The organism is Crystallibacter permensis, assembly GCF_025960875.1.
In the GTDB taxonomy this organism is placed as follows: domain Bacteria; phylum Actinomycetota; class Actinomycetes; order Actinomycetales; family Micrococcaceae; genus Crystallibacter; species Crystallibacter permensis.
The window spans coordinates 25,453-49,915 of record NZ_JAODLR010000009.1 but is presented as its reverse complement, the minus strand read 5'-3'; the positions used below and the strand labels follow the sequence as shown (position 1 = coordinate 49,915).

General features: G+C 63.0%; 20 protein-coding genes and 1 tRNA gene. 7 read left to right on the top strand and 14 right to left on the bottom strand.

The window, feature by feature from the left end; all coding sequences use genetic code 11:
• The first annotated feature begins 98 nt into the window (after positions 1 to 98).
• Positions 99 to 1,202, top strand: a complete 1,104-nt coding sequence (locus B0G38_RS12100) for a polyprenyl synthetase family protein (protein ID WP_264669694.1) — start codon at positions 99 to 101, stop codon at positions 1,200 to 1,202.
• 69 nt (positions 1,203 to 1,271) lie between these two features.
• Here the strand turns inward: B0G38_RS12100 and B0G38_RS12095 are convergent, their stop codons facing one another.
• Positions 1,272 to 1,625, bottom strand: a complete 354-nt coding sequence (locus B0G38_RS12095; RefSeq protein WP_169994529.1) for an Rv2175c family DNA-binding protein — start codon at positions 1,623 to 1,625, stop codon at positions 1,272 to 1,274.
• Positions 1,626 to 1,843: 218 nt separating this feature from the next.
• On the opposite strand from B0G38_RS12095, the gene B0G38_RS12090 reads away from it, so the two are divergent.
• Positions 1,844 to 3,400, top strand: coding sequence for a LysM peptidoglycan-binding domain-containing protein (locus B0G38_RS12090; protein WP_264669693.1), 1,557 nt, complete (start codon positions 1,844 to 1,846; stop codon positions 3,398 to 3,400).
• Between the two features lie 99 nt (positions 3,401 to 3,499).
• Positions 3,500 to 5,554: a Stk1 family PASTA domain-containing Ser/Thr kinase gene (gene pknB / locus B0G38_RS12085; RefSeq protein WP_264669692.1), complete on the top strand. Its 2,055-nt coding sequence runs from the start codon at positions 3,500 to 3,502 to the stop codon at positions 5,552 to 5,554.
• A gap of 31 nt (positions 5,555 to 5,585) precedes the next feature.
• Here pknB and B0G38_RS12080 read toward each other — a convergent pair whose 3' ends face one another.
• Together B0G38_RS12080 and B0G38_RS12075 are read right to left on the bottom strand one after the other, a co-directional pair.
• On the bottom strand, positions 5,586 to 6,971 hold the full coding sequence (locus tag B0G38_RS12080) for a class II 3-deoxy-7-phosphoheptulonate synthase (protein ID WP_264669691.1): 1,386 nt from the start codon (positions 6,969 to 6,971) through the stop codon (positions 5,586 to 5,588).
• 102 nt (positions 6,972 to 7,073) lie between these two features.
• Positions 7,074 to 8,030, bottom strand: a complete 957-nt coding sequence (locus B0G38_RS12075; RefSeq protein WP_264669690.1) for a lysophospholipid acyltransferase family protein — start codon at positions 8,028 to 8,030, stop codon at positions 7,074 to 7,076.
• Positions 8,031 to 8,187: 157 nt separating this feature from the next.
• Between B0G38_RS12075 and B0G38_RS12070 the strand changes: the two genes are divergently transcribed.
• The 3 genes from B0G38_RS12070 (at position 8,188) to B0G38_RS12060 (ending at position 11,428) form a co-directional block, all read left to right on the top strand.
• Positions 8,188 to 8,961 (top strand): alpha/beta hydrolase, encoded by a 774-nt coding sequence (locus B0G38_RS12070; RefSeq protein ID WP_264669689.1) that lies wholly within the window; start codon positions 8,188 to 8,190, stop codon positions 8,959 to 8,961.
• Positions 8,954 to 9,439: a hypothetical protein gene (locus B0G38_RS12065; RefSeq protein ID WP_264669688.1), complete on the top strand. Its 486-nt coding sequence runs from the start codon at positions 8,954 to 8,956 to the stop codon at positions 9,437 to 9,439. The genes B0G38_RS12070 and B0G38_RS12065 overlap by 8 nt, the downstream gene beginning before the upstream one ends.
• 174 nt (positions 9,440 to 9,613) lie before the next feature.
• Positions 9,614 to 11,428 carry an AMP-dependent synthetase/ligase gene (locus B0G38_RS12060; protein WP_264669687.1) on the top strand — a complete coding sequence of 605 codons (1,815 nt, stop codon included), beginning with the start codon at positions 9,614 to 9,616 and terminating at the stop codon, positions 11,426 to 11,428.
• A gap of 26 nt (positions 11,429 to 11,454) precedes the next feature.
• Here the strand turns inward: B0G38_RS12060 and B0G38_RS12055 are convergent, their stop codons facing one another.
• Together B0G38_RS12055 and B0G38_RS12050 are read right to left on the bottom strand one after the other, a co-directional pair.
• The gene (locus tag B0G38_RS12055; protein WP_264669686.1) at positions 11,455 to 12,870 is read right to left on the bottom strand and encodes a mycothione reductase; all 1,416 of its coding nucleotides are present in this window, start codon (positions 12,868 to 12,870) and stop codon (positions 11,455 to 11,457) included.
• An 18-nt stretch (positions 12,871 to 12,888) separates the two neighbouring features.
• Positions 12,889 to 16,314, bottom strand: a complete 3,426-nt coding sequence (locus B0G38_RS12050; protein ID WP_264669685.1) for a pyruvate carboxylase — start codon at positions 16,312 to 16,314, stop codon at positions 12,889 to 12,891.
• A gap of 305 nt (positions 16,315 to 16,619) precedes the next feature.
• Here B0G38_RS12050 and B0G38_RS12045 point away from each other — a divergent pair, with 305 nt between their 5' ends.
• Positions 16,620 to 17,459, top strand: coding sequence for a ParA family protein (locus B0G38_RS12045; RefSeq protein ID WP_264669684.1), 840 nt, complete (start codon positions 16,620 to 16,622; stop codon positions 17,457 to 17,459).
• A 101-nt stretch (positions 17,460 to 17,560) separates the two neighbouring features.
• On the opposite strand, the gene B0G38_RS12040 is transcribed toward B0G38_RS12045, so the two are convergent.
• The 9 genes from B0G38_RS12040 to B0G38_RS12000 form a co-directional block, all read right to left on the bottom strand.
• Positions 17,561 to 18,151 carry a MerR family transcriptional regulator gene (locus B0G38_RS12040; protein ID WP_074702627.1) on the bottom strand — a complete coding sequence of 197 codons (591 nt, stop codon included), beginning with the start codon at positions 18,149 to 18,151 and terminating at the stop codon, positions 17,561 to 17,563.
• Positions 18,152 to 18,372: 221 nt separating this feature from the next.
• Entirely contained in the window at positions 18,373 to 18,879 is a 507-nt protein-coding gene (locus tag B0G38_RS12035; RefSeq protein WP_169994510.1) for a bifunctional nuclease family protein, read from the bottom strand.
• An 11-nt stretch (positions 18,880 to 18,890) separates the two neighbouring features.
• Positions 18,891 to 19,622, bottom strand: a complete 732-nt coding sequence (gene ftsR, locus B0G38_RS12030; RefSeq protein WP_264669780.1) for a transcriptional regulator FtsR — start codon at positions 19,620 to 19,622, stop codon at positions 18,891 to 18,893.
• A gap of 21 nt (positions 19,623 to 19,643) precedes the next feature.
• Positions 19,644 to 20,126, bottom strand: a complete 483-nt coding sequence (locus tag B0G38_RS12025; RefSeq protein ID WP_264669683.1) for an FHA domain-containing protein — start codon at positions 20,124 to 20,126, stop codon at positions 19,644 to 19,646.
• Positions 20,127 to 20,206: 80 nt separating this feature from the next.
• Positions 20,207 to 20,593, bottom strand: coding sequence for a glycine cleavage system protein GcvH (gene gcvH / locus B0G38_RS12020; RefSeq protein ID WP_264669682.1), 387 nt, complete (start codon positions 20,591 to 20,593; stop codon positions 20,207 to 20,209).
• Between the two features lie 205 nt (positions 20,594 to 20,798).
• Positions 20,799 to 20,872, bottom strand: a tRNA-Pro gene (locus tag B0G38_RS12015).
• An 88-nt stretch (positions 20,873 to 20,960) separates the two neighbouring features.
• A complete protein-coding gene (der, locus tag B0G38_RS12010) occupies positions 20,961 to 22,517 on the bottom strand; it encodes a ribosome biogenesis GTPase Der (protein WP_264669681.1) in 1,557 nt (518 codons plus the stop codon).
• Positions 22,518 to 22,643: 126 nt separating this feature from the next.
• A complete protein-coding gene (gene cmk / locus B0G38_RS12005; protein WP_264669680.1) occupies positions 22,644 to 23,348 on the bottom strand; it encodes a (d)CMP kinase in 705 nt (234 codons plus the stop codon).
• Complete coding sequence (locus B0G38_RS12000; RefSeq protein WP_264669679.1) at positions 23,345 to 24,463, bottom strand: prephenate dehydrogenase; 1,119 nt, start codon at positions 24,461 to 24,463, stop codon at positions 23,345 to 23,347. The genes cmk and B0G38_RS12000 overlap by 4 nt, the downstream gene beginning before the upstream one ends.

Here is a 24,463-nt window from a genome sequence, read left to right as displayed (position 1 = left end):
TGGCTAGACTGGTCAGGTACCCGCCTGCCCGTCGAGGAGTATGTCTTGCTGCAATATCACCGGCCCGGATCACCCCTTTCTGTGGAAAGCCGGTGAACATGGAGACATCTGTCAACAGAAACCGTTCGACAGCGGAGCAGGAGAAATTCCAGATCAGCCTCGTCTCCGGGTTACAGGAGTTCCTCGGTGAACAACGCGCGCAGTTACAGGAGATCTCCGAGGACGCCGCTGAGCTGATAGATGCCGTGGCGGCTCTGGCTGACGGCGGAAAACGGTTGCGTGCTTTGCTCGCCTACTGGGGATGGCGCGGAGCCGGCGGCGCCGAGTTGGCCGGACAGGCTGTTCAAGCGGGTATCGCCATTGAACTTTTCCAGGCTGCGGCACTGATCCATGACGACATCATTGACCGTTCGGATACCAGGAGGGGAAAACCGAGCGTACACCGTGGCTTTGAACTCCGGCATCGTCAACGCGGGTGGTCCCTGGACGCCGAACGCTACGGCGAGGCCGCCGCTATCCTCGCGGGCGACCTCTGTTTGTCCTTCAGCGAAGAAGTCTTCGCCGGGATCGGTTCGGAGGGCGCCTCCGGAACAAAGGCCCGGAAGATCTTCAATAGAATGCGTGCCGAGGTGATGGCCGGACAGTACCTGGATGTACTTGAAGAAGTAGCCGGCCCCGGCCGGCCACCGGAGCAGGCGGTTGACCGGGCGCTGAAGATTCTTCGTTATAAGTCCGCCAAGTATTCAACGGAGCATCCGCTCTGCCTGGGTGGCGCCTTAGCCGGAGGCGACTCGGAACTGATCAGCCGTTATTCCGCATTCGGACTCCCGTTGGGAGAAGCGTTCCAGATCCGCGATGACGTCCTTGGCGTCTTCGGAGACCCTGAAACAACAGGCAAGCCCGCCGGCGACGATCTGCGCGAAGGCAAGCGGACCGTATTGATCGGATTGACGCTCAACAACTGCAGCGCTTCGGAGCGTGCCTATCTCGAAAAGCATCTGGGTTCACCGGCTCTCACGGGAGCGGAAATCGACGGGCTCCGCGGGATCATCGAACAGTCGGGAGCCCTCGGAGCAGTTGAAGCGATGATTGCCGAACGCAGCGCTGCTGCTTTTGAGGCCTTGGAACTGCTGGCTGTGGACTCCGTTGTCGGCGAGGCCCTGCAACACCTCGCCGACCGCGCGGTGCGGCGGACCGCCTAGTTCAAAATTACGTCTGTTAGAGGGTGCCGGCCCAGCTACGAGGCCGGCCGGTGCGCGCCCAAGAGAGCCCTACCAGGCGAGGGCCTGGGCGCGGCGCCGGATCTCGGTCTTGCGGCCCTCCCGGAGCGCGTCGATCGGGCGGCCCGGGAGTGTTTCATCGGCGGTAAAGAGCCAGCGCAGTATTTCCTCGTCGCCAAAGCCTGAATCCCCAAGAACAGCAATTGTTCCCTTAAGGCTGTCAAGGATCTGGTCTTCAACAATGAATGCGGCTGGAACGGACCGGATATTCCGCTCCCCGACCCGAACAGCAATCACGGCTCCTTCATCAATAAGGCTGTGGACCTTCTTGATTGACACGTCGAGACGTTCGGCCACATCGGGCAACGGCAACCATTCGGTAATTAATTCTTCGAGTTCACTCACGTAATAAGCGTGCCATGAGCGGGCCTTTCAAACCACTTCCGAACTCGACACGCCGCCCCGGATATCCATGCTCCAAATTTCGCTTTTGTGTTATGCGGAATTAGTGTAGATTCACTCAAGTCACAAGTTTCACTTTGATAACAACTGAAACACTCGCAACTCGTTCAACAGCCTACGGGCCTACGGCATATGCCGCTGACCACTGATGAGGAATGTCCATGACTGACCAGCGCCCGTTCTCCAGCAGCCGCGCCCAGGGACGGACTGCAGCCCAGCCTTCCCGCAAGCTGCTGACCGCCGCGGCCACCGCGGCGATTCCCGCCGTCGTACTTTCCTCCGCTGCTTTTGCGCTTCCGGCCCAAGCAGCGGAGCAGGCTCCCCGCATGGCACTGCAGCCCAAGCTGGCCGGCCCGGACCTCCCGGTGCTGCCGTCCAAATTGGTTCCGGCTTCAGATGTCGCCCTCCAGCTTCCGTCCACCCTGCGTCCGGCGCTGAAGCCGACTCCGTCAGCCCACACGGTCAAGTCGGGCGAGACGATCAGTGGCATCGCTGCTCGCTACGGACTGGGAACTTCGAAAGTCCTCAGCCTCAACGGCTTGAAGCCCAGTTCGACCATCTACCCGGGCCAGAAGATCAAGCTCTCGGGCAGCGCTTCCTCCGGCTCGGCCACCACGTCATCATCGGGCTCCTCCTCGTCCTCCGGCGGGTCCTACACTGTCAAATCAGGCGACACTCTGTCCGGGATTGCCGTCCGCCACAGCATGGGCCTGAGCAAGATCCTCTCGCTCAACGGGCTCAAGGCCAGCTCCATCATTTACCCGGGCCAGAAGATCAAGGTCAGCGGCTCGGCTGCATCCTCGACGCCGACAGCGACGACCTCATCGACAAAGACGTCGTCGAACTCCGGCGGGTCCTACACCGTCAAATCAGGCGACACCCTGTCCGGGATTGCCGCCCGCCACAGCATGGGCCTAAGCAAGATCCTCTCGCTCAACGGGCTCAAGGCCACTTCCACGATCTATCCGGGCCAGAAGATCAAGGTCGCCGGTTCAGCTGCCTCAGTGCAGCCCGCCAAGACCTCATCGACAGCGGCCTCGGGCTCCGGCTCCTCCTACACCGTCAAGGCCGGCGATACGCTCTACGGCATTGCGATCAAGCACAACATCACGCTGAGCAAGCTTCTTCAGTCGAGCGGGCTGAAATCGACGTCGGTCATCTATCCGGGCCAGAAGATCAAGGTATCCGCTTCCGGCAGCAGCCAACCGGAGGTAAACGCGGCAACGGCAGAACCCTTGGTGCCGAGCACCTTCCTCCATTACTCGTACCCGCAGGCAGTGGTCGCGAAGGCCAACGAGAACAAGCGGTTGCTGCTGTCGACCCCGCAGCCCAGCCAGTCGCAGATGAAGGCCATCATTGCGGACACGGCAAGCAGCATGGGCGTTGATCCGGCTCTTGCGTTGGCCCATGCCTATCAGGAATCCGGCTTCCAGCAGACCGCGGTCTCCCCTGCCAACGCCATTGGCGCCATGCAGGTGATCCCGACCTCGGGCGATTGGGCTTCGGATCTGGTTGGCCGGAAACTGAACCTGCTGGATCCCTACGACAACGCCACTGCCGGCGTAGCCATCATCCGCTCGCTCGTGCGCACCAGCGACGATCTCGACGACGCGATTGCGTCGTATTACCAGGGCCAGTACTCGGTCAAGACCCACGGCATGTTCGACGACACCAAGACGTATGTGAAGGCCATCAAGGCGCATATGAAGAATTTCTAGCAGCAGTACGCGGGTGCGCCAAGGGCGTCAGCGGCAGCGGCGAGGGTCCGGATCTGTGTTGATCCGGACCCTCGCCGCGTTAGGACTTAGGATCGAAGAGTGCAGGAACGGGTTACGGATGCAATGGTCGGCGCAACAGTGGACGGGCGATACCTGATTCTTTCGCGCCTCGCGCGCGGAGGCATGTCCACTGTCTACCTGGCCACCGACACCCGGCTGGACCGGCATGTGGCGCTGAAAATCATGTATCCGCATCTGTCCGAGGACGCCAGTTTCCTGGAACGCTTCGTCCGTGAAGCCAAGTCCGCCGCAAAGCTCTCGCACCCCCACGTGGTTGGTGTCCTGGACCAAGGGTTCGACGGTCACGTTGCCTACCTGGCGATGGAATATGTCCCGGGACATACGTTGCGCGATGTCCTCAATGACAAGGGCGCATTGGTTCCGCGGCTGGCCCTGGCATTGCTGGATCCGGTCATCGAGGGGCTGGCGGCCGCGCATGAAGCGGACCTTGTCCATCGGGATGTGAAGCCCGAGAACGTGCTGATGGCCTCCGATGGCCGGATCAAGATCGGTGACTTCGGGCTCGCCCGTGCGGTATCCACCACCTCGAACACGGGGACCCTGATCGGAACCGTAGCGTACCTGGCGCCGGAACTGGTGACGGGGGCGCCCGCGGATGCACGAAGCGATATCTACTCGGCAGGCATCATGCTCTTCGAGATGCTCACCGGCCGGCAGCCCTTTACCGGCGAGGTTCCCATTCATGTCGCCTTCCAGCATGTGAACTCCAGCGTGCCCGCACCGTCCACGCTGGTGCCCGGCCTGGCCACGGATCTTGATGAACTGGTGCTGTGGTGTACTTCGTCCGACCCCGAACAACGTCCGGTCGATGCCGGCGCCCTCCTCGGCGAGCTGCGACATATCCGCACCACGCTGAGCGACGCCGATCTCGACTTGCGGAAGGCGGGTACGTCCGGCATGGCGGCCACGCCGGATGAACAGAGCCTGCCCAACCCGGCAGGCCCGCCGACCGAAGTCATCGGCCAGGACGAAAACCGGACCACAGTGATTGCCCCCTCGTACCAGCACACGCAGGCCTTGACCCGGCCACAGGGTGCGGTGAATGCCGGAAACGGCCACAGGCAAGCGACGGATTCTTCCGATGTGTCCGATACGGCAACGCCGCTGACGAAACGCGAGGCCAAAGCGCGCTCGAAGGAGCTGTCCAAGCAGGCACACCGACCCGAGCAATCCCTGCGCAGGCATCCCCGCAGGCGGGGCCTGCTCTGGGCCATCGTGCTGGGAATCCTCGCGGTACTTGTCGCGACCGCTGGTTGGTTCTTCGGCCTGGGTCCGGGAGCACCGGTGGAAATTCCGGGAGTCTCAGGCAAGCCTGCCGGCGAGGCCCAGTCCATACTGCAGGATCACGGTTTGAACTTCCGGATTGAGGAAGCCTTCAACGAGGACCTCGAAGCCGGCGTTACGATCGGAACCGATCCGCCGGCGCCGGAGCGGATCCGGCGGTTTGAGACGCTGACTCTGCTCGTCTCCAAAGGTCCCCAGCTATTCCCCGTACCCTCCGTCACCGGAATGACCGTCGAACAGGCCCAGGCCGAACTGGCCAGAGCGAATCTGGCCGCCGGCGATGTCACCGAAGCTTTCGACGAAGAGGTTCCGTCCGGTGAGGTCATCGGACAGCAGCCTGCGGCCGAGGAGCAGCTGCGCCGAAACACCCCGGTGGATCTGACGGTGTCCAAGGGACCAGAGCCGTTTGAGGTACCCGATGTCACTGGATTGTCCCGGGACGAAGCTACCGCTGCTCTGGAGGATGCTGGCCTGACTGTCGAATTTGCTCCCGAGGCTCAATTCCATCGGGACATTCCCGAGGGGAACGTTGCCGCGCAGAACCCGGCACAAGGCAATGTCATCCGTGGCGATACGGTGACGCTTACGCTATCAAAGGGCCCGCGCATGGTTCACGTTCCGAATCTCGTTGGCCAGCAGGCGGACGATGCCCGGCGTCAGCTCGAGGAGCTGGGTTTCGAGGTCGAGATTAACGAGATTCTGGGCGGTTTCTTTGGCACCGTCCGAGTGCAGGATCCCGTTGACGAGTCCGTACCCGAAGGCTCCGTCATCACGCTGACCGTAGTCTAAGCGGACGGCGGAGCCAGCCTTACGGCAGGAATCAGGAGCGCTTGGACAACGCTCCCGCTACCAGGAACGCCATTTCCAGGGACTGCATGTGGTTCAGGCGCGGATCACACACCGATTCGTACCGGTCCAGAAACGCGTCCTGATCGATCGGGTCCGCACCGCCTAGGCATTCGGCAACGTCGTCGCCGGTCATCTCCATGTGCATGCCGCCCGGGAAAGTACCCAGACCCTTGTGCACCTCGAAGAAGCCGCGGACCTCATCGATGACATCGTCGAAGTTGCGGGTCTTGTAACCGTTCGGCGAGGTCACGGTGTTGCCATGCATGGGATCGGTCACCCACAGCACTTTGGCTCCGCTGGCCGTAACCTTTTCCACCAGCGGGGGAAGCTTCTCCCGGATATTACCGGCGCCCATTCTGGTGATAAAGGTCAGCCGGCCCGGTTCACGCTTCGGATCCAGTTTGTCGATCAACCGCAGGGCGTCATCCGCCGTGGAGGTGGGGCCAAGCTTCACTCCGATGGGGTTGCGGACCCGGGACAGGAAGTCCACGTGTGCGCCGTCGATCTGACGGGTCCTCTCGCCGATCCAGAGGAAGTGGCCGGAGGTGTCGTACGGCAGCCCGGTACGGGAATCAATCCGGGTTAGGGCACGTTCATAATCGAGCACGAGGGCTTCATGGCTGGCAAAGAACTCCACCCGCTTGAGCGCCTCGAAATCCGCACCGCAGGCATCCATGAACCGCACGGCGCGGTCGATTTCGCGGGCCAGGGATTCATACCGCGAATGCGCAGGGTTGGCGGTGAAGCCCTTATTCCAGTGGTGCACCAGCCGAAGGTCGGCAAAGCCGCCCTGGGTGAAGGCACGGATCAGGTTCAGGGTGGAGGCGGACGTGTGGTAGGCGCGAACCAGCCGCGACGCGTCATGGCCGCGGGTCTCGGGGGTAAAGTCAAACCCGTTGACCATGTCGCCACGGTAGGCGGGCAGCGTGACACCGTCCCGGGTTTCATCGTTGGACGAGCGCGGCTTTGCGAACTGTCCTGCCATCCGACCCATTTTGATCACGGGCAGGGAAGCACCGTAGGTCAGGACCACTGCCATCTGCAGGATGGTGCGCACTCGGGCACTGATCTTATCCGCAGTAGCGCCTTCGAATGTTTCGGCACAGTCGCCGCCCTGCAAGAGGAACGCCCTGCCTTCGGCGGCTTCGGCCAGCCGTCCGCGCAGTACATCGACTTCCCCGGCAAATACCAGCGGCGGAAGGGCGGACAGTTCCGCTAGGGAAGACTCGTACACCTTGCTGTCCTGCCAGGTCGGCTGCTGGACAACAGGCAGATCGCGCCAAGCATCCAGGCCAGGATATTCGGCGGCACCGGGCTGCGGAGTGGATACAGGGGCAGATGCACTAAGTTCAGTCACACATCAATGCTAGACCCCTTGAACTCTCGTTTCTGCCCCACCGTAATGCGTGCGGCCGAATGAGTCACATAGACCGCGTTGTTCCCCTTGGCTCGGCCCGGCTCAGGCGCCGGGCTTGTGCGGTTTCCGGCCCCCGCCCGGCTGCCCGGAGTCGTCATCGCCAGCACTGTCCGTTGCGCCAAATGATGAGGCACCGGCAACTGGGTGCGCGCTTGGCGCATGCTCTGTGTGCCCCGCGCCGGGTGCTGTGGGAAGCGATTCCGGGTTACCGATGATCGTGATGGCTCCCGGTGCCTTGACAGTGCCCGGCTTCTGCAGGGCCTCGCCGACCGCGCCCACGGCTTCAGCCTTACGCTGGTCCTGCCCGGCCTTGGCGGACTTGCGTGCTGCCTGCTGCGCCTTCACCGTGTTGGCGTACACGTCAACGTACTCCTGGCCGGAGAGCCGCATGATCTCGTACATGATTTCGTCCGTGACGGAACGCTGAATGAAGCGGTCGTTCTCCAGGCCCTTGTACCTTGAAAAGTCCAGCGGCTTGCCAATAATCGTTCCGACCCGCCGGATGTTCGGGATGCGACGGCCAATGGGCTGAACCTTGTCCGTACCGATCATGGCAACCGGGACGACCGGCACTCCGGTACTCAGAACCAGTTTGGCGACACCGGTTTTACCCCGGTAGAGCCGGCCATCCGGACTGCGTGTGCCCTCCGGGTAAATGCCGAGCAGCCCGCCCGCGTTCAGGACATCTGCTCCCCCGGACAACGACGACGCAGACGCGGCCCCGCCGGAGCGGTCCATCGGCAACTGGTTGGTAAGCCGGAAGAAGGCAGCCGTCATCCTGCCTTTTAGTCCACGGCCGTTGAAGTACTCGGATTTCGCCAGGAACACGACCGGCCTGGGCACGGCCAGCGGCAGGAAGATCGAGTCGGAAAAGGACATGTGGTTGCTGGCCAGGATCGCAGGACCGTCTGGAATGTTATCGAGGCCCTTGATCCATGGGCGGAACAGGAGCCGGACCACCGGTCCAATGAAGATCGTCTTCATCACCCAATAGAACACGTGAGCCCTTCCAGTTGAGCCGAGCGCAGCGCCGGTCTCTTCGATTTCCGTTTGTGACTCTACTCTAGGTAATCCGCAGCCCGCACAGACTCCCCCGTCTCGACGGCAACGGCAGGACGGATAGAAGATTATAGGTACCAGATGACAACATAGTGTCATGACCACCTTGGAGCCGCCCCGGCCCTTTGCGAGCAATGGCAACGGCCCTAATTCACGGATCGGCGTGGTGCTCAGCCACGGGTTCACCGGCTCTCCCCACAGTCTGCAAAACTGGGCCGAATATCTGGCTGGAGCGGGGTTCGCCGTGAGGTTGCCGCTCCTGCCCGGCCACGGCACGACGTGGCAGGAATTGGCCAAGACCCCATGGGAGCGCTGGTACGGCGCGATCGAGCAGGCCTATGACGAACTCGCGCGCGAACGCAGCACGGTCTTCGCCGCCGGTCTTTCCATGGGTGGTGCACTGTCCCTGAGGTTGGCGGCGTACCGTCCGGTGGCCGGCGTCGTTGCGGTCAACCCGGGACTTACTTTTGCCAACCCTGTTGCCCGGTTTGCCGGCGTGCTCAAGTACATCGTCAGGTCCACCCCCGCCATCGCAAACGACATCAGCAAGCCAGGGCAGGATGAACAGGCGTATGCCCGCACCCCGGTGGCCGCTGTGCACCAGTTGAACCGGCTCTTCGCCGATACCACGGCCTCGCTGCCACGAGTGGGCGCTCCGGCGCTGATTTTCCGCTCTACCGTAGACCATGTCGTCCCAGAGTCCAGCACGGCACTGATACGCAGGCAGATCGGCTCCCGGCATCTGACGGTCGTAGAACTCGGCAACAGCTACCATGTCGCCACCATGGATAATGATGCTGAACAGATCTTTGATCACTCGGTCCGGTTCATCCTGGAAAATGCCGGCGAAAGGAACGCCACGAATGTCTGAGCGTGAGCCGTCGCAGGACGATGCTGTCTGGCAGGATCTTGTCGCCCGGCTCGAGTCGGCCGAAGCAGCGCCGGATCCGCAGGACAAGGACACTCCAGGTCAGGACAAACCCAGGCCTGCTGACGCCGGCAATCCACCTTCGAGCGGCCTGCCTGGCGCCAACTTCGCGGCGGAAAGCCCGCCGAAAGACGCCTTGCCCGTCGCGGGCCCCAGGGATTACTTTGCGGCCGAGCCTGAGGACGACGAGTTCGTACCGCCGGAGCCTGCGCCGCTGGGCACGGGTGAACCTCTGCTGGTGCTGGCATGGTGCGGAGCCGTCGGCGGCCCCATAGCCTTGCTGCTCATGGCCATGTTCTGGCGCAGCGCGCCCTTTGCCGCCGTCGTCGGTTTAATCGTCATGATCATTGCGGCCGGCGCGTACCTCGTCTCGAGGCTGCCCGGCGAAAGGGACAGCGGCGACGACGGTGCGCAGGTCTGAAAACCGCAAGTGCAGCCGGCAGGGCGCCCGAAGGGGCTGGAATCGTTGCAGCGATCAGCCGGGCGGCACTCCGTTATCGATTCGTAGGTTACCGGTGAGTACAGCAATGTGATTTAGGTTATAGGCTAAGGGGAAACCCGTTGGGGTGGTTTGCCTGATATCAAAGGAGTCTACGTGCGCGAATACAGCGTCCCTGCCATGGTGGATGTTCCCCGGAACTCGAACATCACTGATCTGGTGGTCAAGCAGGCTGCCAAAGCCTCCAACCCCGCATTATTTTCCCTCAAGGATGCTTCCGGGACATGGCAGGACATCCACGCCACCGAATTCCTTGCCGACGTTCTATTACTCGCAAAGGGCATGGCTGCCATCGGGATTGCTCCCGGGGACCGCATCGGGATTATGGCGCGTACCCGCTATGAATGGTCCTTGGTGGACTTTGCCATCTGGTTCGCCGGCTGCGTTTCCGTGCCCATCTACGAAACGTCCTCTCCCAGCCAGGTTGCTTGGATTCTGGGCGATTCCGGTGCCGTCGGTGCCTTTGTCGAAAGCGCTTCGCACGAGAACGTGGTGCGTCAAGCGGTTTCGAATGAGTCGCTGGATGCAGTCAAGCACGTCTGGCAACTGGATGGCACGGGCCTGGATGCGCTCCGCGCTGCCGGTGCGGACCTTGACGATGCCGTCATCGAGGAACGCCGCGGCATCGCTGGACTGGATGACCTGGCGACCATCATCTATACCTCCGGCACCACAGGCCGGCCCAAGGGATGCGAACTGACCCATGGCAACTTCGTGGAGCTTTCGGCAAGCGGCGCCGCAGCGCTGCCGGCCGTTGCCCATGAGGGGGCCCGGACTATCATGTTCCTGCCGCTGGCCCACGTCTTCGCACGCTTCATCTCGGTCCTGTGCGTTGCCTGCGGTGCCACCGTAGCCCATACCCCGGACGTCAAGAACCTGCTGCCGGATCTGCAGAGCTACCGTCCCAGCTTCATCCTCGCGGTACCCAGGGTCTTCGAAAAGGTTTACAACAGCTCCATGCTCAAGGCCGAGGACGGTGGCAAGGGCAAGATTTTTCACGCAGCCGCGGACACAGCGATCGCCTGGTCCAAAGCGGAGCAGGCCGGCAAAGTCCCCTTACTGCTGAACCTGAAGCACAAGCTCTTCGACAAGCTCGTCTTCCACAAAATCCGCGAGGCCATGGGCGGACGCGTCCAGTATGCAGTTTCCGGCGGCGGTCCACTGGGTGAACGGCTCGGCCACTTTTTCCATGGCATCGGGCTGCTGGTCCTGGAAGGTTATGGTTTGACCGAAACCACGGCGCCCATATCCGTCAACACCCCCAGCCTCGTGAAGATCGGCACGGTAGGCGCTCCCCTGCCGGGCAATGCGGTCAAGATTGCCGACGACGGCGAGATCCTCACCAAGGGTATTTGCGTCATGCGCGGCTACTTCAACCGTCCCGACCTGACCGAGGAAACCTTCACCGACGGCTGGCTCCGCACCGGTGATATCGGCGAACTGGACGACGACGGCTTCTTGAAAATCACCGGCCGCAAAAAAGAAATCATCGTTACCGCAGGCGGGAAGAACGTCATCCCGGCCTTGCTGGAAGACCAGATCCGTGCCGACGCCTTGGTGTCCCAGTGCGTGGTGGTCGGCGACCAGAGGCCGTTCATTTCAGCGCTCATCACTTTGGATGAAGAGGCTCTCCCCGGCTGGTTGGAACGCCACGGGATGCCAGCCGGCACTACGGTCGCCGAAGCGGCTGAACACGAAAAGGTCCGGGCTGAAATCCAGTCACTCATTGACCATGCCAATCAGTCGGTGTCACAGGCCGAAGCCATCAAAGCCTTCAGGATAGTTCCAACGGACTTCACCGAAGCTTCGGGGCACCTGACACCGTCACTGAAGATCAAGCGCGCGCAGGTCATGCAGGACTACGCCCCGATAGTGGAGGAAATCTATTCAACAGCCGGTTCCCGGCGCTAGTTTGGGCCGGGAACGGCCTGCTGGCGCTAGGTGGACGGTGCGTCCGTTCCTAGCGCCAGCAGGGCATTTTCAACAACTTCGGTCAAGGCCGGGTGGATCCAGTACTGCCCGCTAGCCATGGTGTACGTGTCCAAGCCGAAGGACATCGCCTGTATCAGGGGCTGAATCAGGATAGAGGCCTCGTGGCCCATGATGTGGGCGCCGAGCAGGTGCCCTGTGGCCTTGTCGGCAATGAGCTTTACAAACCCGGTTGAGTCTTCCATCGCCCACCCGTAAGCCGTGGTTCCGTACTCCTGAATGACCGTAACAATCTGGGCGCCGCTCACCTCGGCATCATGCCTCGCCTGTTCCTCAGTTAGGCCTACGCTGGCAATCTGCGGACGGGTAAAGACCGCAGACGGCACAAACCGGTGGTCGCTGCGGCGCAGGTCATCGGGGTGCTCAAGGTTGTGCGTAACCACCCGTGCTTCATGGTTGGCCACGTGCTTGAGTTGGTAGGGGCTGCTGACATCCCCCAAGGCCCAGATGCCCTCGGCTGGACTGCCGCCGGCGAGCACGCGCTGGAATTCATCAACAGCAAGCCGACCGTCTTGTTCCAAGTCGAAACCGGCAGCCTGAACATCCAGAGAATCGGCATTCGTCAGCCTTCCGGTCGCCACCAGGACGATGTCAGCGTCCACAACAGCTTCGCCGCCGTCGGTGCCGGCGAGGGTGGCCCGTACGCCTGTACCAGTCTCTTCGATTCGCGAAAGCGTCCAGCCGAGTTTCAAATTCCATTGGGCAGCAGCCGCGGCGGTGAAGCGCTCCGAAACGATCCTGTCCTCGGACTTCAGCAAGGGAGCCGACCGGTTAATTTGCGTTACTTCGCAACCAAAGCCGGAGAAAACTGCCGCGAACTCGGCAGCGATGAAACCGCCGCCGACGATGAGCACCCGTCCTGGCAGCTCATCGATCCGCATGACCGTGTCGGAGGTGTGCACTTGCGGCAGATCGATTCCGGGAACGTCCGGCAGGTGGGCACGCGAACCGGCCGCGATAACGATCCGCTCGGCCTCGATGCTTTGGCCGTTTGCCGTCACCAAGGTTTTCGAGCCGGTGAACTTCGCGTATTCGGGATATAGCGTGACATTGTCCAGTTCCTCGTCACGATAGCGTCGCCCGCCCTTGGAGATGGCATCGATCCGGCCGAAGACACGGTCCCGGACCTCTTGCCAACGCACGTCCTTGACCGCCATGTCCACCCCCAGCGCAGCGGCTTCCTTGGCTGCGGAAGCCAGCTGCGCCGGGTAGACGAACATCTTGGTCGGAATGCAACCGACATTCAGGCACGTTCCGCCGAACGTCCCGCCGTCGATTATGGCCACCTTTTTGTCGTCCCAGTACGGAGTTATCAGGGAGTTGCCGGAACCGGAGCCGATGATGGCCAAATCGAAGTAAGTCACGGACAACCAGTTTAGCCGCTACTCAATGACGAGCAGCAGGTCACCGCCCTGGACCTGCTCCACGGAGGAGATAGCCAACCGCTTCACCGTTCCGCCAACAGGGCTGGTGATGCCTGCTTCCATCTTCATGGCTTCAATGGTGGCAATGGTATCGCCTGCTGCGATGGTGTCGCCGACCTTGGCTGTCACCGTCACGGCGCCGGCGAAGGGGGCCGCGACTTGGCCAGGAACGTTCGGATCCGCCTTTTCAGCAACCTTGGCCTGGGATTCAACGCTTCTGTCCCGCACGGCCACGTTGCGCTGCTGGCCATTGAGCGTGCAGTGAACCGTCCGCATGCCCTTCTCGTCGGGCTCGGAAATTGCACCGAGCGTAGCGATGAGCCGGACGCCCTTCTCCAATTCCATAACATGCTCGGTGCCGCGTTGCAGTCCGTAGAGATAGTCGCGGGTATCGAGCACAGACACGTCACCGTATGTCTCGCGGGTCGTTTCGAAGTCCTTTGTGGGACCGGCGAAGAGCAGCCGGTTCAAAGTGCTGCGCCGGGTGGCGGCATCGGCCTGGAGCGCGGCCGAGTCCTCGGCACTGATTTCGACGTCGCGGACCTTGACCTTCCGGCCCTGCAGTGCCTTCGTCCGGAAGGGTTCAGGCCAGCCACCGGGAGGATCGCCAAGCTCTCCGGAGAGGAACCCGATGACGGAGTCCGGGATGTCGTAATTCTGCGGATTCTCGGCGAAATCGGCCGGGTCCACACCGGAGCCTACGAGCTGGAGAGCCAGGTCACCCACGACTTTCGAAGACGGAGTGACCTTGACCAGGCGGCCGAGGATCCGGTCTGCCGCCGAGTACATGTCCTCAATGTCTTCGAACTGCTCGCCCAGTCCAAGAGCGATTGCCTGCTGGCGCAGATTGGAGAGCTGTCCGCCCGGAATCTCGTGCTGGTAAACCCGGCCGGTGGGGCCGGGCAGCCCGGACTCGAAGGGGGCGTACACGCGTCGGACCGCTTCCCAGTACGGCTCGAGCGAGCCTACGGCTGCAAGGTCCAGACCTGTGTCGCGCTCCGTATGCGCCAGGGCGGCGACCAGTGCGGAAGCCGAGGGCTGGCTGGTGGTGCCGGCCATGGCTGCGCTGGCAACATCGACGGCGTCCACGCCCGCATCCACCGCCGCAAGCAGGGTTGCCAGTTGACCGCCTGCCGTATCGTGCGTGTGCAGGTGAACAGGCAGATCAAAACGCTCGCGCAGTGCAGTCACCAGTTTCCTGGCTGCCGCAGGACGCAGCAAACCGGCCATGTCCTTAATGGCGAGGATGTGCGCGCCGGCGTCAACAATGCGCTGAGCCAGCTCCAGGTAGTAATCAAGGGTGTAGAGGTCCTCCGCCGGGTCCATCAGGTCTCCGGTGTAGCAGAGGGCCACCTCAGCCACAGCGGTCCCCGTCTCTCGTACAGCGCGGATAGCCGGTTCCATTTGCGAGACATCGTTCAGGGCATCGAAGATCCTGAAAATGTCGATGCCCGTTGCTGCTGCTTCTTTCACGAAGGCAGTGGTGACTTCCTCCGGGTAAGGCGTGTAGCCCACGGTGTTGCGTCCGCGTAGCAGCATCTGCAGGCAGATGTTCGGGATAGCCTGGCGGAGTGCGGCCAGCCGTTCCCACGGGTCCTCGCCGAGGAAGCGCAGGGCCACGTCGTACGTCGCGCCACCCCAGGCCTCCACGGAGAACAGCTGTGGAGTCAGGGTGGAAATGGCCGGACCTGCTGTGACCAGGTCCCTGGTGCGCACGCGGGTAGCCAGCAGCGATTGGTGGGCGTCGCGGAAGGTGGTGTCGGTGACCGCGACGGCCTGCTGCGCGCGTAGCGCCGCGGCGAACTTCTCCGGTCCGAGTTCTTGGAGCGACTGCCGGGTTCCCTTGGCCGGAATCACCGGCAGGGCGGCGGTGGATTCGAGCGCTTCGCGGGCGACCTGGGGAAGCTTGTCCACCGGGGCGGTCTTCGCCGTCAGAGCACCATTGGGCTGGTTGACCGTCACATCAGCCAGCCAGGTCAGCAGCTTTGTTCCGCGGTCGGCGGAGACACGCGCCTGGAGCAGCTCCGGACGTTCGTCGATAAAGGAAGTGGCAACATTCCCGGCAATGAACTCCGGGTCATTGAGGACGGCCTGCAGGAACGGAATGTTCGTGGAGACGCCGCGGATGCGGAACTCTGCCAGTGCCCGGCGCGCGCGGGCGACAGCCGAAGGGTAGTCGCGGCCGCGGCAAGTCAGCTTGACCAGCATGGAGTCGAAGTGTGGACTGATTTCGGCACCCGCATAGACAGTGCCGCCATCGAGCCGTACACCGGCGCCACCCGCAGAGCGGTAACCGGTGATTTTTCCGACGTCGGGCCTGAAACCGTTCGAGGGGTCTTCCGTGGTGATGCGGGACTGCAGCGCTGCCCCCTTGATCGTCACCGTATCCTGGCTCAGACCGATGTCCGCGAGCGTCTCGCCGGAGGCAATGCGCAGCTGTGCCTGGACCAGGTCCACATCCGTGATTTCTTCCGTAACGGTGTGCTCAACCTGGATGCGCGGGTTCATCTCGATAAACACATGCTGGCCCGCACGCTCGCCCACCGTGTCCACGAGGAACTCGACCGTACCTGCATTGGTGTAGTTCAGCGCCTCCGCGAACTTCACCGCATCCCGGTAGAGAGCCTGGCGTATGTTCTCGTCCAGGTTCGGCGCCGGAGCGATCTCCACAACCTTCTGGTGGCGGCGCTGCAGCGAGCAGTCCCGCTCGAACAAGTGCATGACGTTGCCCTCGCCGTCGGCGAGGATCTGGACCTCAATGTGCCGGGGGCGCAGCACAGCCTGTTCCAGGAACATCGTCGCATCGCCGAAGGCCGTGTGAGCCTCGCGCATGGCGGCCGAGAGAGCCTCAGGCAGCGCCTCACGGGTGTCCACACGGCGCATGCCACGGCCGCCGCCGCCGGCGACCGCCTTGACGAAGATGGGGAAGCCGATTTCATCGGCCGCCGCCAGCAGCTGATCTTTGTCGGCAGTCGGAGCAGAGGAATTCAACACCGGAATTCCGGCCTTGCGGGCAGCGTCCAGGGCGTGCACCTTGTGGCCGGCAAGCTCAAGGACGTTAGCCTGCGGGCCGACGAAGGTAATTCCAGCCCCGGCCGCTGCACGCGCCAGATCCGGGTTCTCGGACAGGAAGCCGTAACCGGGGTAGATGGCGTCGCAGCCGGATTCCTTAGCAACACGGATAATCTCGTTGACGTCGAGGTACGCCCGTACCGGGTGTCCTTGCTGGCCGATCAGATATGCCTCATCGGCCTTCTGGCGGTGGATCGAATTCCGGTCCTCGTGGGGGAAAACAGCCACGGTCTTTGCGCCCAGCTCATAGGCAGCGCGGAAGGCACGGATGGCGATTTCACCACGGTTGGCCACCAGGATTTTTGAGAACATGTCGCTCCTGCGTCATTGCAATCGGTTGGGGTTGTGGTGCAAGTCTCAAGTACTGCTATTGCGCATGGCAAGCCAGTGTTGTGTACATCACGAAATGCATCCACTTGGAACGTAATGATAGCGGGAAGTCAGCGTACCCGGACCACCGCCGACGGGGCCGACAGGCGGGACAGCGGTCGGAATCATTTATCGACGGGCAGGCAACATATGATGGTGGAGGGATTTTTGGTTCTCGGCCGGTCCCGACTGGTTCACCAGCAGCGGGCAGCCGTCATGACAAGACATGTTAGGTATTGGTTTAACACGTGCAAGTAGTGAGCATCAGTAGTCTCAAGGGCGGCGTCGGAAAAACGTCGGTTACTTTGGGCCTGGCATCCGCGGCACTGGCGGCAGGAATTCCCACACTGGTCGTAGATCTGGATCCGCACGCCGACGCGACCACGGGTCTCGGCGTCCGGCCTTCGCGCCAGACGGATATCGGCCGCCTGCTGAAAAACGCGCGCCGGGCGGATCTGGCGGCGAACGTTGCCCCCAGCGGCTGGGTCGCCACCGCTGCTGCCAACGGGGAGAATTCTGTGGGCCGGCGTGTCCTGGACGTCGCCGTCGGCTCTGCATTTACCGGAATTTATGACCGGCCCGACCTTGGCCGCCGGGACCTGCGCCGGCTCTCCACGGTCCTCTCCCGGGTTGAAGGTTACTCGCTGGTCCTCATCGACTGCCCGCCCTCCCTCAACGGCCTCACCCGCATGGCGTGGACGGCAAGCAACCGCGTACTGCTGGTTGCCGAACCGAGCCTCTTCTCGGTTGCCGGAACGGAACGTACCATGCGGGCCATTGAATTGTTCCGCGACGAATACGCGCCCAACCTCACAGCGGCGGGAGTCGTCGCCAACCGCGTACGCTCCGGTTCCAACGAACACACGTTCCGTCTGGCCGAGATGAAGTCCATGTTCGGCGAGCTGCTCCTGGCTCCTACCATCGCCGAGCAGGCCAACTGGCAGCAGATCCAAGGTGCTGCACACGCCATCCACCACTGGCCCGGGGAATCGGCGCGTCAGGCAGCAGGCCTCTTCGACGAGCTGCTGAAGAACCTGACGGACTCCGGCCGCATGCGCAACCGCGTCCTGCGCCGGACTCCCAGCTGACCGGCTCCTCCCGAAGACTACGAAAGAAGGGCACCCGGAGGGGTGCCCTTCTTTCGTAGTCTTCCGAGCACGGCGTTCGCTTGCCGCCCGGCTTGCCGGCGCTAACTGATCTTGCGGACCCGGCGTCGGCTCAGTTCGTCCTCGGGGAAATCTTGTTCAGTAACGTGTTCACTGGGCAGTGCGGCAAGGCTGCCCTCGACTTCGCGCCACACACGTCCGACCGCAATGCCGAACACACCCTGGCCGCCCTGCACCAGATCTATAACCTCGTCCGCAGACGTGCATTCGTACACGCTCGCGCCATCACTCATCAGCGTGATTTGGGCCAGATCCTCCACCCCGCGCTCCCGCAGGTGTTCCACTGCGGTACGGATCTGCTGCAAAGAAACGCCGGTGTCCAGCAGACGCTTGACTACCTTCAGGACCAGAATGTCCCGGAAGCTGTAGAGCCGCTGCGAGCCGGAGCCTGAAGCCCCGCGTACCGCCGGCTCCACCAAGCCGGTGCGGGCCCAGTAGTCCAGCTGCCGGTAAGTGATTCCTGCGGCTTTGCAGGCCGTGGGTCCACGGTAGCCGGCGTCTTCATCCAGAACCGGCAGGTCCTCGGTGAACAGCAAACCTTGTGCACTAGCGGGAATCGCGGCACCCGGCGTTACGGCGTGCGACAACTCGCCCGCATCACCTTTAGGACTCACGTGAACCCTCCTTGTCGAAAGTTCCCTAGGGGGAAGTCGGCACCGCCGACACTCTCAGGGTTTGCTCTAAGTCTGCCCTGAGTTATCCGGCCATGCAATGGGAACTGTATGCTTCGACGTTAGAACGGCTGGACGCTCCGGTCAAAGACGCTGGCTTTTTAGGCTTCGGCGTGTCGGCTGGGATCGCGCAATTCCGCGTCGTTGCCGTTGGACCCTCGGCACTATTTCTCGAAATCCTCCGGCTCGACGTCGGCCAGGAACTCACGGAACTCGCGCAGTTGCGATTCAGCATTTTCCTCTGCGGGTCCGGCTTCGCCTTCTTCCTCCTCGGAGGCTTCGGCAATTTGTACGCCGGCTTCTTCCATGACTTCTTCCGCACAGTAGATCGGGCAGGGAACGCGCAGAGCCACAGCGATGGCGTCCGACGCCCTGGAACTGACGGTTTTGCCGCCGTCGAACACAAGCTCGGCGTAGAAGACGGTGTCCTGAACGGAAACGAGCCGTACCTCGGTGATCGTCCTGTCGAGCTCCTGGACAACGCTGCACAGCAGATCGTGCGTCATGGGGCGCGGAGGCTTGATGCCCTGCTGGGCAAAAGCTATGGCGCTGGCCTCGGGAGCACCGATCCAGATCGGAATGTGGCGTTCGCCCTCGGTTTCCTTGAGCAGGACCAGCGGCTGGTTGGAGGGCAGTTCAATCCGCACCCCGACAACCTCGACTTCGAGCATGGCTCCTCCGATCAGCGGTCCATTCGCGCGATATGGCCATTGACCAAAGCGCTGTGCAGGTTCAGGCAAAGATCGCTGATTTCCTTGGCGGTTTCGGCCGCACGAGCTTTGGAAGCCACATCCCGCCGCGACGAGATGGGAGCCACGGCACGCTCCACGAGACCGAGTTCGCGGTCCGCGGCAGTCCGAAAGGGCCTCAGGTGCCGCGGCTCGATGCCGTGGGCTTCGAGCTGAACGCAGGCCTTGACGACTTTAAGTGCGTGCTCGTCATAGCGGGAATCCGTCGCTTGGATGAGTCCGAAGCTGACCAGCTCCTGGACCAATGCCGTCGAGGCACCGGCCGCATCCCGCAACTCGGCCAGGGTCAGGGACCGCGCCCGCCCGTGGAGCTCTTCGGCCAGCCGGCCGGAAACCATGCGCGGGGTCAGCGACATGCCGCCAGGCAGTGCCTCGGGCCGCTCCCCCCGGTCGATCGCGTCAACATAGTCTTTGATGACCTTGAGCGGGAGGTACTGGTCCCGCTGCAGAGCCAGCACGAAGCGTAGACGCTCCACGTCCTGGCTCGTGTACTTGCGGTATCCCGCCGGCGTCCGTTGCGGGGAAATGAGGCCCTTTTCTTCCAGGAACCTGATTTTGGAGGCGCTGATCTGGGGAAATTCCGCATTCAGTTCCTGCAGCACTTCCCCGATGTTGAGGACGCTGCTGCGGAACGTGTCCCTGCCGGTGCCGAGCGGACGCCGTATGGGTTGCGATGCGGGCACCGCCTAGTCCTGGACCTTCCCAGCGGCCCCGCTGCCGGCATAGTAGGTCAACCGGAACTTTCCGATCTGCACCTCGTTACCGGTCCGCAGCGCCAAGCTGTCGACGCGGTCGTTGTTGACGTACGTGCCGTTCAGGCTGCCGGAGTCCACCACCGTGAATCCTTCATCCGTGCGGCGGAACTCGACATGCTTGCGGGATACGGTCACGTCGTCGAGAAAGATGTCCGCTTCCGGGTGCCGGCCAGCGGTAGTCACATCCTGATCGAGCAGGAAGCGGGCGCCGTGGTTGGGGCCGCTATGAGCGATCAGCAGGGCCGAACCGGCCGGCAGCGCCAATACCGCAGCTTCCTCTTCCGTGGTCAGCTGCGGCTTCGGCAGGTAAGTCTTTGCCTGCGGGGGCAGACTGATGGAAGTGGTCTCGGCAGAAGCCTCCGAAGCACCATGGTCATGTCCGGTGCCTCTTGCGTTGTGCTCTTCGCCCACCATTAAACGTCCTCCCCTGCAAAAATAGCGGTCAACCGGTCAGTGACCGGTTGACCGTTCAAAAAACTACGGTACCGGTAGCTCTAGCCTACCTGCTGTTCGTACTCCGAAGCACTGAGCAACGATTCGGTTGCCGAGGCATCAGCGAGCCGTATTTCCATCAGCCAACCTTCACCGTAGGGATCGGAGTTGATCAGGGCCGGATCCGATTCGAGCGCATCATTGGAAGCCACTACTTCGCCGGTGACCGGTGCATAGATGTCGCTGACGCTCTTCGTGGACTCGACCTCGCCCACGACGTCGTTGGCGGTGATCGTGGTTCCGGTTTCCGGGATCTGAACGTAGACGACGTCACCCAGTGCGTCCTGGGCAAAATCCGTGATGCCGATACGGACAACTCCCTCGGTGCCGGCAGCGGTCACCCACTCGTGTTCGGCGGTGTAGTGAAGGTCTGTTGGAACGTTGCTCATGTAAATGCCTCTCTTGCGCCGCTGGATCCTCTGGGCCGGTGCTGCCGACGGCAACGGGCCACAGCTGAAAGTATAGGCACAGAAATTCGCCCGCCGACAGCCAGAGGCGACACATGTCGGCAGGCGCCGCCGCTCACCGTGCACGCTCCCATCGGCATGAAAAAAGTCCCGGTGATCATCGATCACCGGGACTTCTTACTTACTGTCGGGTTGACAGGATTTGAACCTGCGACCCCTTGACCCCCAGTCAAGTGCGCTACCAAGCTGCGCCACAACCCGTTGTCCCTCCGGGGCCTGCCCGGCTGAACTACCTCAAATACCTTACAGCATTTTTTGGCCTGCGATTACCACCCGTGCGCGGCGTTACTTAACGCTGGCGGCTGCGCTTTTCGCGCACACGCATGGCGACGTCGATGGGCGTGCCCTCGAAGCCAAACGTCTCGCGGAGGCGGCGGGTGATGAAGCGGCGGTATCCGGGATCCAGGAACCCTGTGGTGAACAGCACAAACTTCGGCGGCCGGCTCGAGGCCTGGGTGCCGAAGAGGATCCGGGGCTGCTTGCCGCCGCGCACAGGGTGCGGATGGGCGGCCACCAATTCGCCGAGGAACGCATTCAGCCGTCCGGTCGGGATGCGCCTGTCCCATGACTCCAGGGCCGTGTCGAGGGCTGGAACCAAGCGGTCTTTGTGCCATCCGGTCTTGGCGGAGATATTGACGCGCGGCGCCCAGTCCACGTGTGCCAGGTCCTGCTCGATTTCGCGTTCCAGGTAGCGGCGTCGTTCGTCGTCGAGCAGATCCCACTTGTTGAACGCCAGCACCAAGGCCCGGCCTGAGTCGATGGCCAGTTGCAGGATGCGTACGTCCTGCTCGCTGAGCACCTCATCCACCGCCAGAAGAACGACGGCGACCTCCGCCTTCTCCAACGCGGACTGCGTCCGCAGGGAGGCGTAGAAGTCCGCACCTTGCTGCATGTGGACGCGGCGCCGGATACCTGCGGTGTCCACGAACCGCCAGGTTCGTCCGCCGAGCTCGATCATCTCGTCCACCGGGTCGCGGGTGGTGCCGGCCTGCGGATCCACCACAACGCGTTCGCTGCCGGCCAGCTTGTTCAGCAGGGAGGACTTGCCCACGTTCGGCCGGCCGATCAGGGCCACCCGCCGCGGCCCTCCGGTACGTTCCAGTCCCCCATATGCGGAAAACTCAGGCAGGACATCCATGACGGCATCGAGCATGTCGGCGGTGCCACGGCCGTGCAGTGCCGACACCGGGTACGGCTCTCCGAAGCCCAGTCCCCACAGGGTGGTGGCGTCGGCTTCCTGGGCCATGTCGTCAACCTTGTTGGCGACCAGGATGACCGGCTTCTTCTTGCGCCGGAGCATGCGGACCACGGACTCATCCGTGGCCGTTGCGCCAACGTTGGCATCCACGACCAGCAGCACGGCGTCGGCCATGTCTGCGGCGACCTCCGCCTGCTCGGCCACCCGGGCGTGGATGCCCTTGGCATCGTGCTCCCAGCCGCCGGTGTCGACGAGGGTGAAATTGCGCCCGCCCCAATGCGCGGCGTAGGTCACGCGGTCGCGGGTAACCCCGGGGGTGTCCTCCACGACGGCCTCGCGGCGGCCCAGGATGCGGTTGACCAGGGTGGACTTGCCCACATTGGGGCGGCCGAGGATGGCGAGGACGGGATCTACGCGTTTTGGCGCATCCTCGTCGAAGTCCTGGTCCATTCCGGCCAGCAGGGCGGCGTCCTCTTCGTCCAGCTCATAGTCCGCCAACCCGGCACGCAACGACTGCGCGCGCTGCTCGGCCTCGGCGTCGTCGATTTCCTCGAGACGCTCGGCGATGTTGTCTTCGCCGGCGGGCTCGTACTCGCTGCCGGTGTATCCGTCTTCGGTGGGCCCGGTGCCGGATTGTGTGGCGCTCATGGTCGCTGTCCTTCTGTTAATGCATGTAGATCGGTTCTGCCGCAGTGTCCATTGAAACACGCTGGCAGATTCAACCGTGACGGTATATGTCCGCAGGGCTGCCGTTAGGACCGGTTTTAGGGTAGGTCAGTGCGCGGCGCTGCGGACCGCGGCAAGGACAGCCTCGACGGTTTCCTCGAAGTCCAGGTCGGAGGAATCCACCGTGAACACGCCGTCGGCGGCTTCATGGAAGTTCACCACGGTCGAGTCCTTCGCGTCCCGGTTCAGTACCTGTTCCTGCAGCTGCGATTCGCTCTGGGTTCCGCCGAGCTGGATACCGCGGCGGCGCAGCCGGGCTTCCTCGCTGGCGGTGAGCAGGATGCGGGCCTCGGCGTCCGGGGCTACCACGGTGGTTATGTCACGGCCTTCGGCAACGATCCGCCGCCCTGAATCCGCGATGATCTGCTGCTGGCGGCGGATGAGCTCGGCCCTGGCACCCAGCGTGGTGGCCACGGCGCTGACCGCCGAGGAGATGCTGGGCTCACGGATGGCCAAGGTCACATCCGTGCCGCCCACGCTGACGAGTTCATGGTCCGGATCGGTACTAATCTTCAGGTCCACTTCACGGCTGGCCTTCTCGACGGAGGCGGCTTCCTGCAGGTCCACACCGGTATCGAGGCAATGCCAGGTCACCGCACGGTACATGGCGCCCGTGTCCAAGTACGCGGCATGCAACCGGCGGGCAGTTTCCCGGCTGACGCTGGATTTGCCCGAACCGGACGGCCCGTCGATGGCCACCACCAGTGGTTTCCCCAGCCGGTAGTGCCTCATATCCGTAGCTGCCGAGCTCATTGCAGTACCTTCCATCCGTGCGAATCCAAGTAGTCGATCAGTTCCTGCCGCCTGCTGGGCAGAACGGAAATCTCCACCATGCCCACATCCTGCCCGGAAGAGTGGTCCAGCCGCAGATCCTCCAGGTTGATGCCCACCGCGCCGATTTCCGTCAGCAGCTGTGCAATCTGCCCGGGCCGGTCATCAACCAGCACTGTCAGCCAGGCGAATGACTGCGGCGGCGCGCCGTGCTTGCCCGGTATCCGGGCCTGGCCTGCGTTGCCTTCGCTGATCAGCTGCGCCAAGTCCAGCCGCGCACCGGTAGCCTCCGGATGCTCCAGAGTGCCGATCAGCCGGTTCAGGTCCTCACGCACGCCGTAGAGGATCTTGACCAGCTTCGCGGCGTTGGCGCCCAGGATCTGCACCCAGAGGGCAGGGTCGCTCGCGGCGATGCGGGTGACATCACGCAGCCCCTGCCCGGCAAGGGACAGGGCATGCGGTTCGGTGTCCTGCAGCCGGCTGGCCAGCAGCGAGGACATCACCTGCGGCAGGTGCGAGATCAGTGCCACCGAGGCATCATGTTCATCCACGGACATCTTCGAGACCACCGCGCCAAGATCAATGGCCAGCGCCTGCGCCGTCTTCACGGCGACGGCGTTGGTCTGTTCGTTGGGGCACAGTACCCACGGCATGGACGTGAAGAGCTCGCCGCGGGCCGCCACCGGCCCCGACTTCTCCCGTCCCGCCATCGGATGCGTGCCGATATAACGCGCAAGATCCGCGGGTTCCAGCGCCTGGTCCTGCTGCAGCTCGGTCAGTACGGAGGCCTTGACGCTGGCAATATCAACGACGACGGCGGACGGGTAGTCCCGCAACGCCTGCGAGACCACCCGCGCGGTCACGTCCGGAGGGGACGCGACGACGACAAGCTGCGGGGACAGCTCCTCCCCCGGCTCCAGTGCCCGTCCGGCGCCGATGTCCTGGGCCACGGCCTGTGCCGAGGGCGAGGGATCCGAAAGGACGACGTCGACGGCGCGGGCGCGCAGACCGAGTCCGATGCTGGCGCCGAGCAGACCGGTGCCGATAACCAGAACCGGACCCGAGAGATGGGTGGCCTGTAGGTGTGCAGGGTTCAA

Excerpts from the sequence above, each read along its gene's own strand:
- B0G38_RS12100 (WP_264669694.1), top strand. The coding sequence starts at position 99 with ATGGAGACATCTGTCAACAGAAACCGTTCGACAGCGGAGCAGGAGAAA.
- B0G38_RS12090 (WP_264669693.1), top strand. The coding sequence starts at position 1,844 with ATGACTGACCAGCGCCCGTTCTCCAGCAGCCGCGCCCAGGGACGGACT.
- B0G38_RS12070 (WP_264669689.1), top strand. The coding sequence starts at position 8,188 with ATGACCACCTTGGAGCCGCCCCGGCCCTTTGCGAGCAATGGCAACGGC.
- B0G38_RS12065 (WP_264669688.1), top strand. The coding sequence starts at position 8,954 with ATGTCTGAGCGTGAGCCGTCGCAGGACGATGCTGTCTGGCAGGATCTT.
- B0G38_RS12050 (WP_264669685.1), bottom strand. The coding sequence starts at position 16,314 with ATGTTCTCAAAAATCCTGGTGGCCAACCGTGGTGAAATCGCCATCCGT.
- B0G38_RS12035 (WP_169994510.1), bottom strand. The coding sequence starts at position 18,879 with ATGCTCGAAGTCGAGGTTGTCGGGGTGCGGATTGAACTGCCCTCCAAC.
- B0G38_RS12025 (WP_264669683.1), bottom strand. The coding sequence starts at position 20,126 with ATGGTGGGCGAAGAGCACAACGCAAGAGGCACCGGACATGACCATGGT.
- gcvH (WP_264669682.1), bottom strand. The coding sequence starts at position 20,593 with ATGAGCAACGTTCCAACAGACCTTCACTACACCGCCGAACACGAGTGG.
- der (WP_264669681.1), bottom strand. The coding sequence starts at position 22,517 with ATGAGCGCCACACAATCCGGCACCGGGCCCACCGAAGACGGATACACC.
- cmk (WP_264669680.1), bottom strand. The coding sequence starts at position 23,348 with ATGAGCTCGGCAGCTACGGATATGAGGCACTACCGGCTGGGGAAACCA.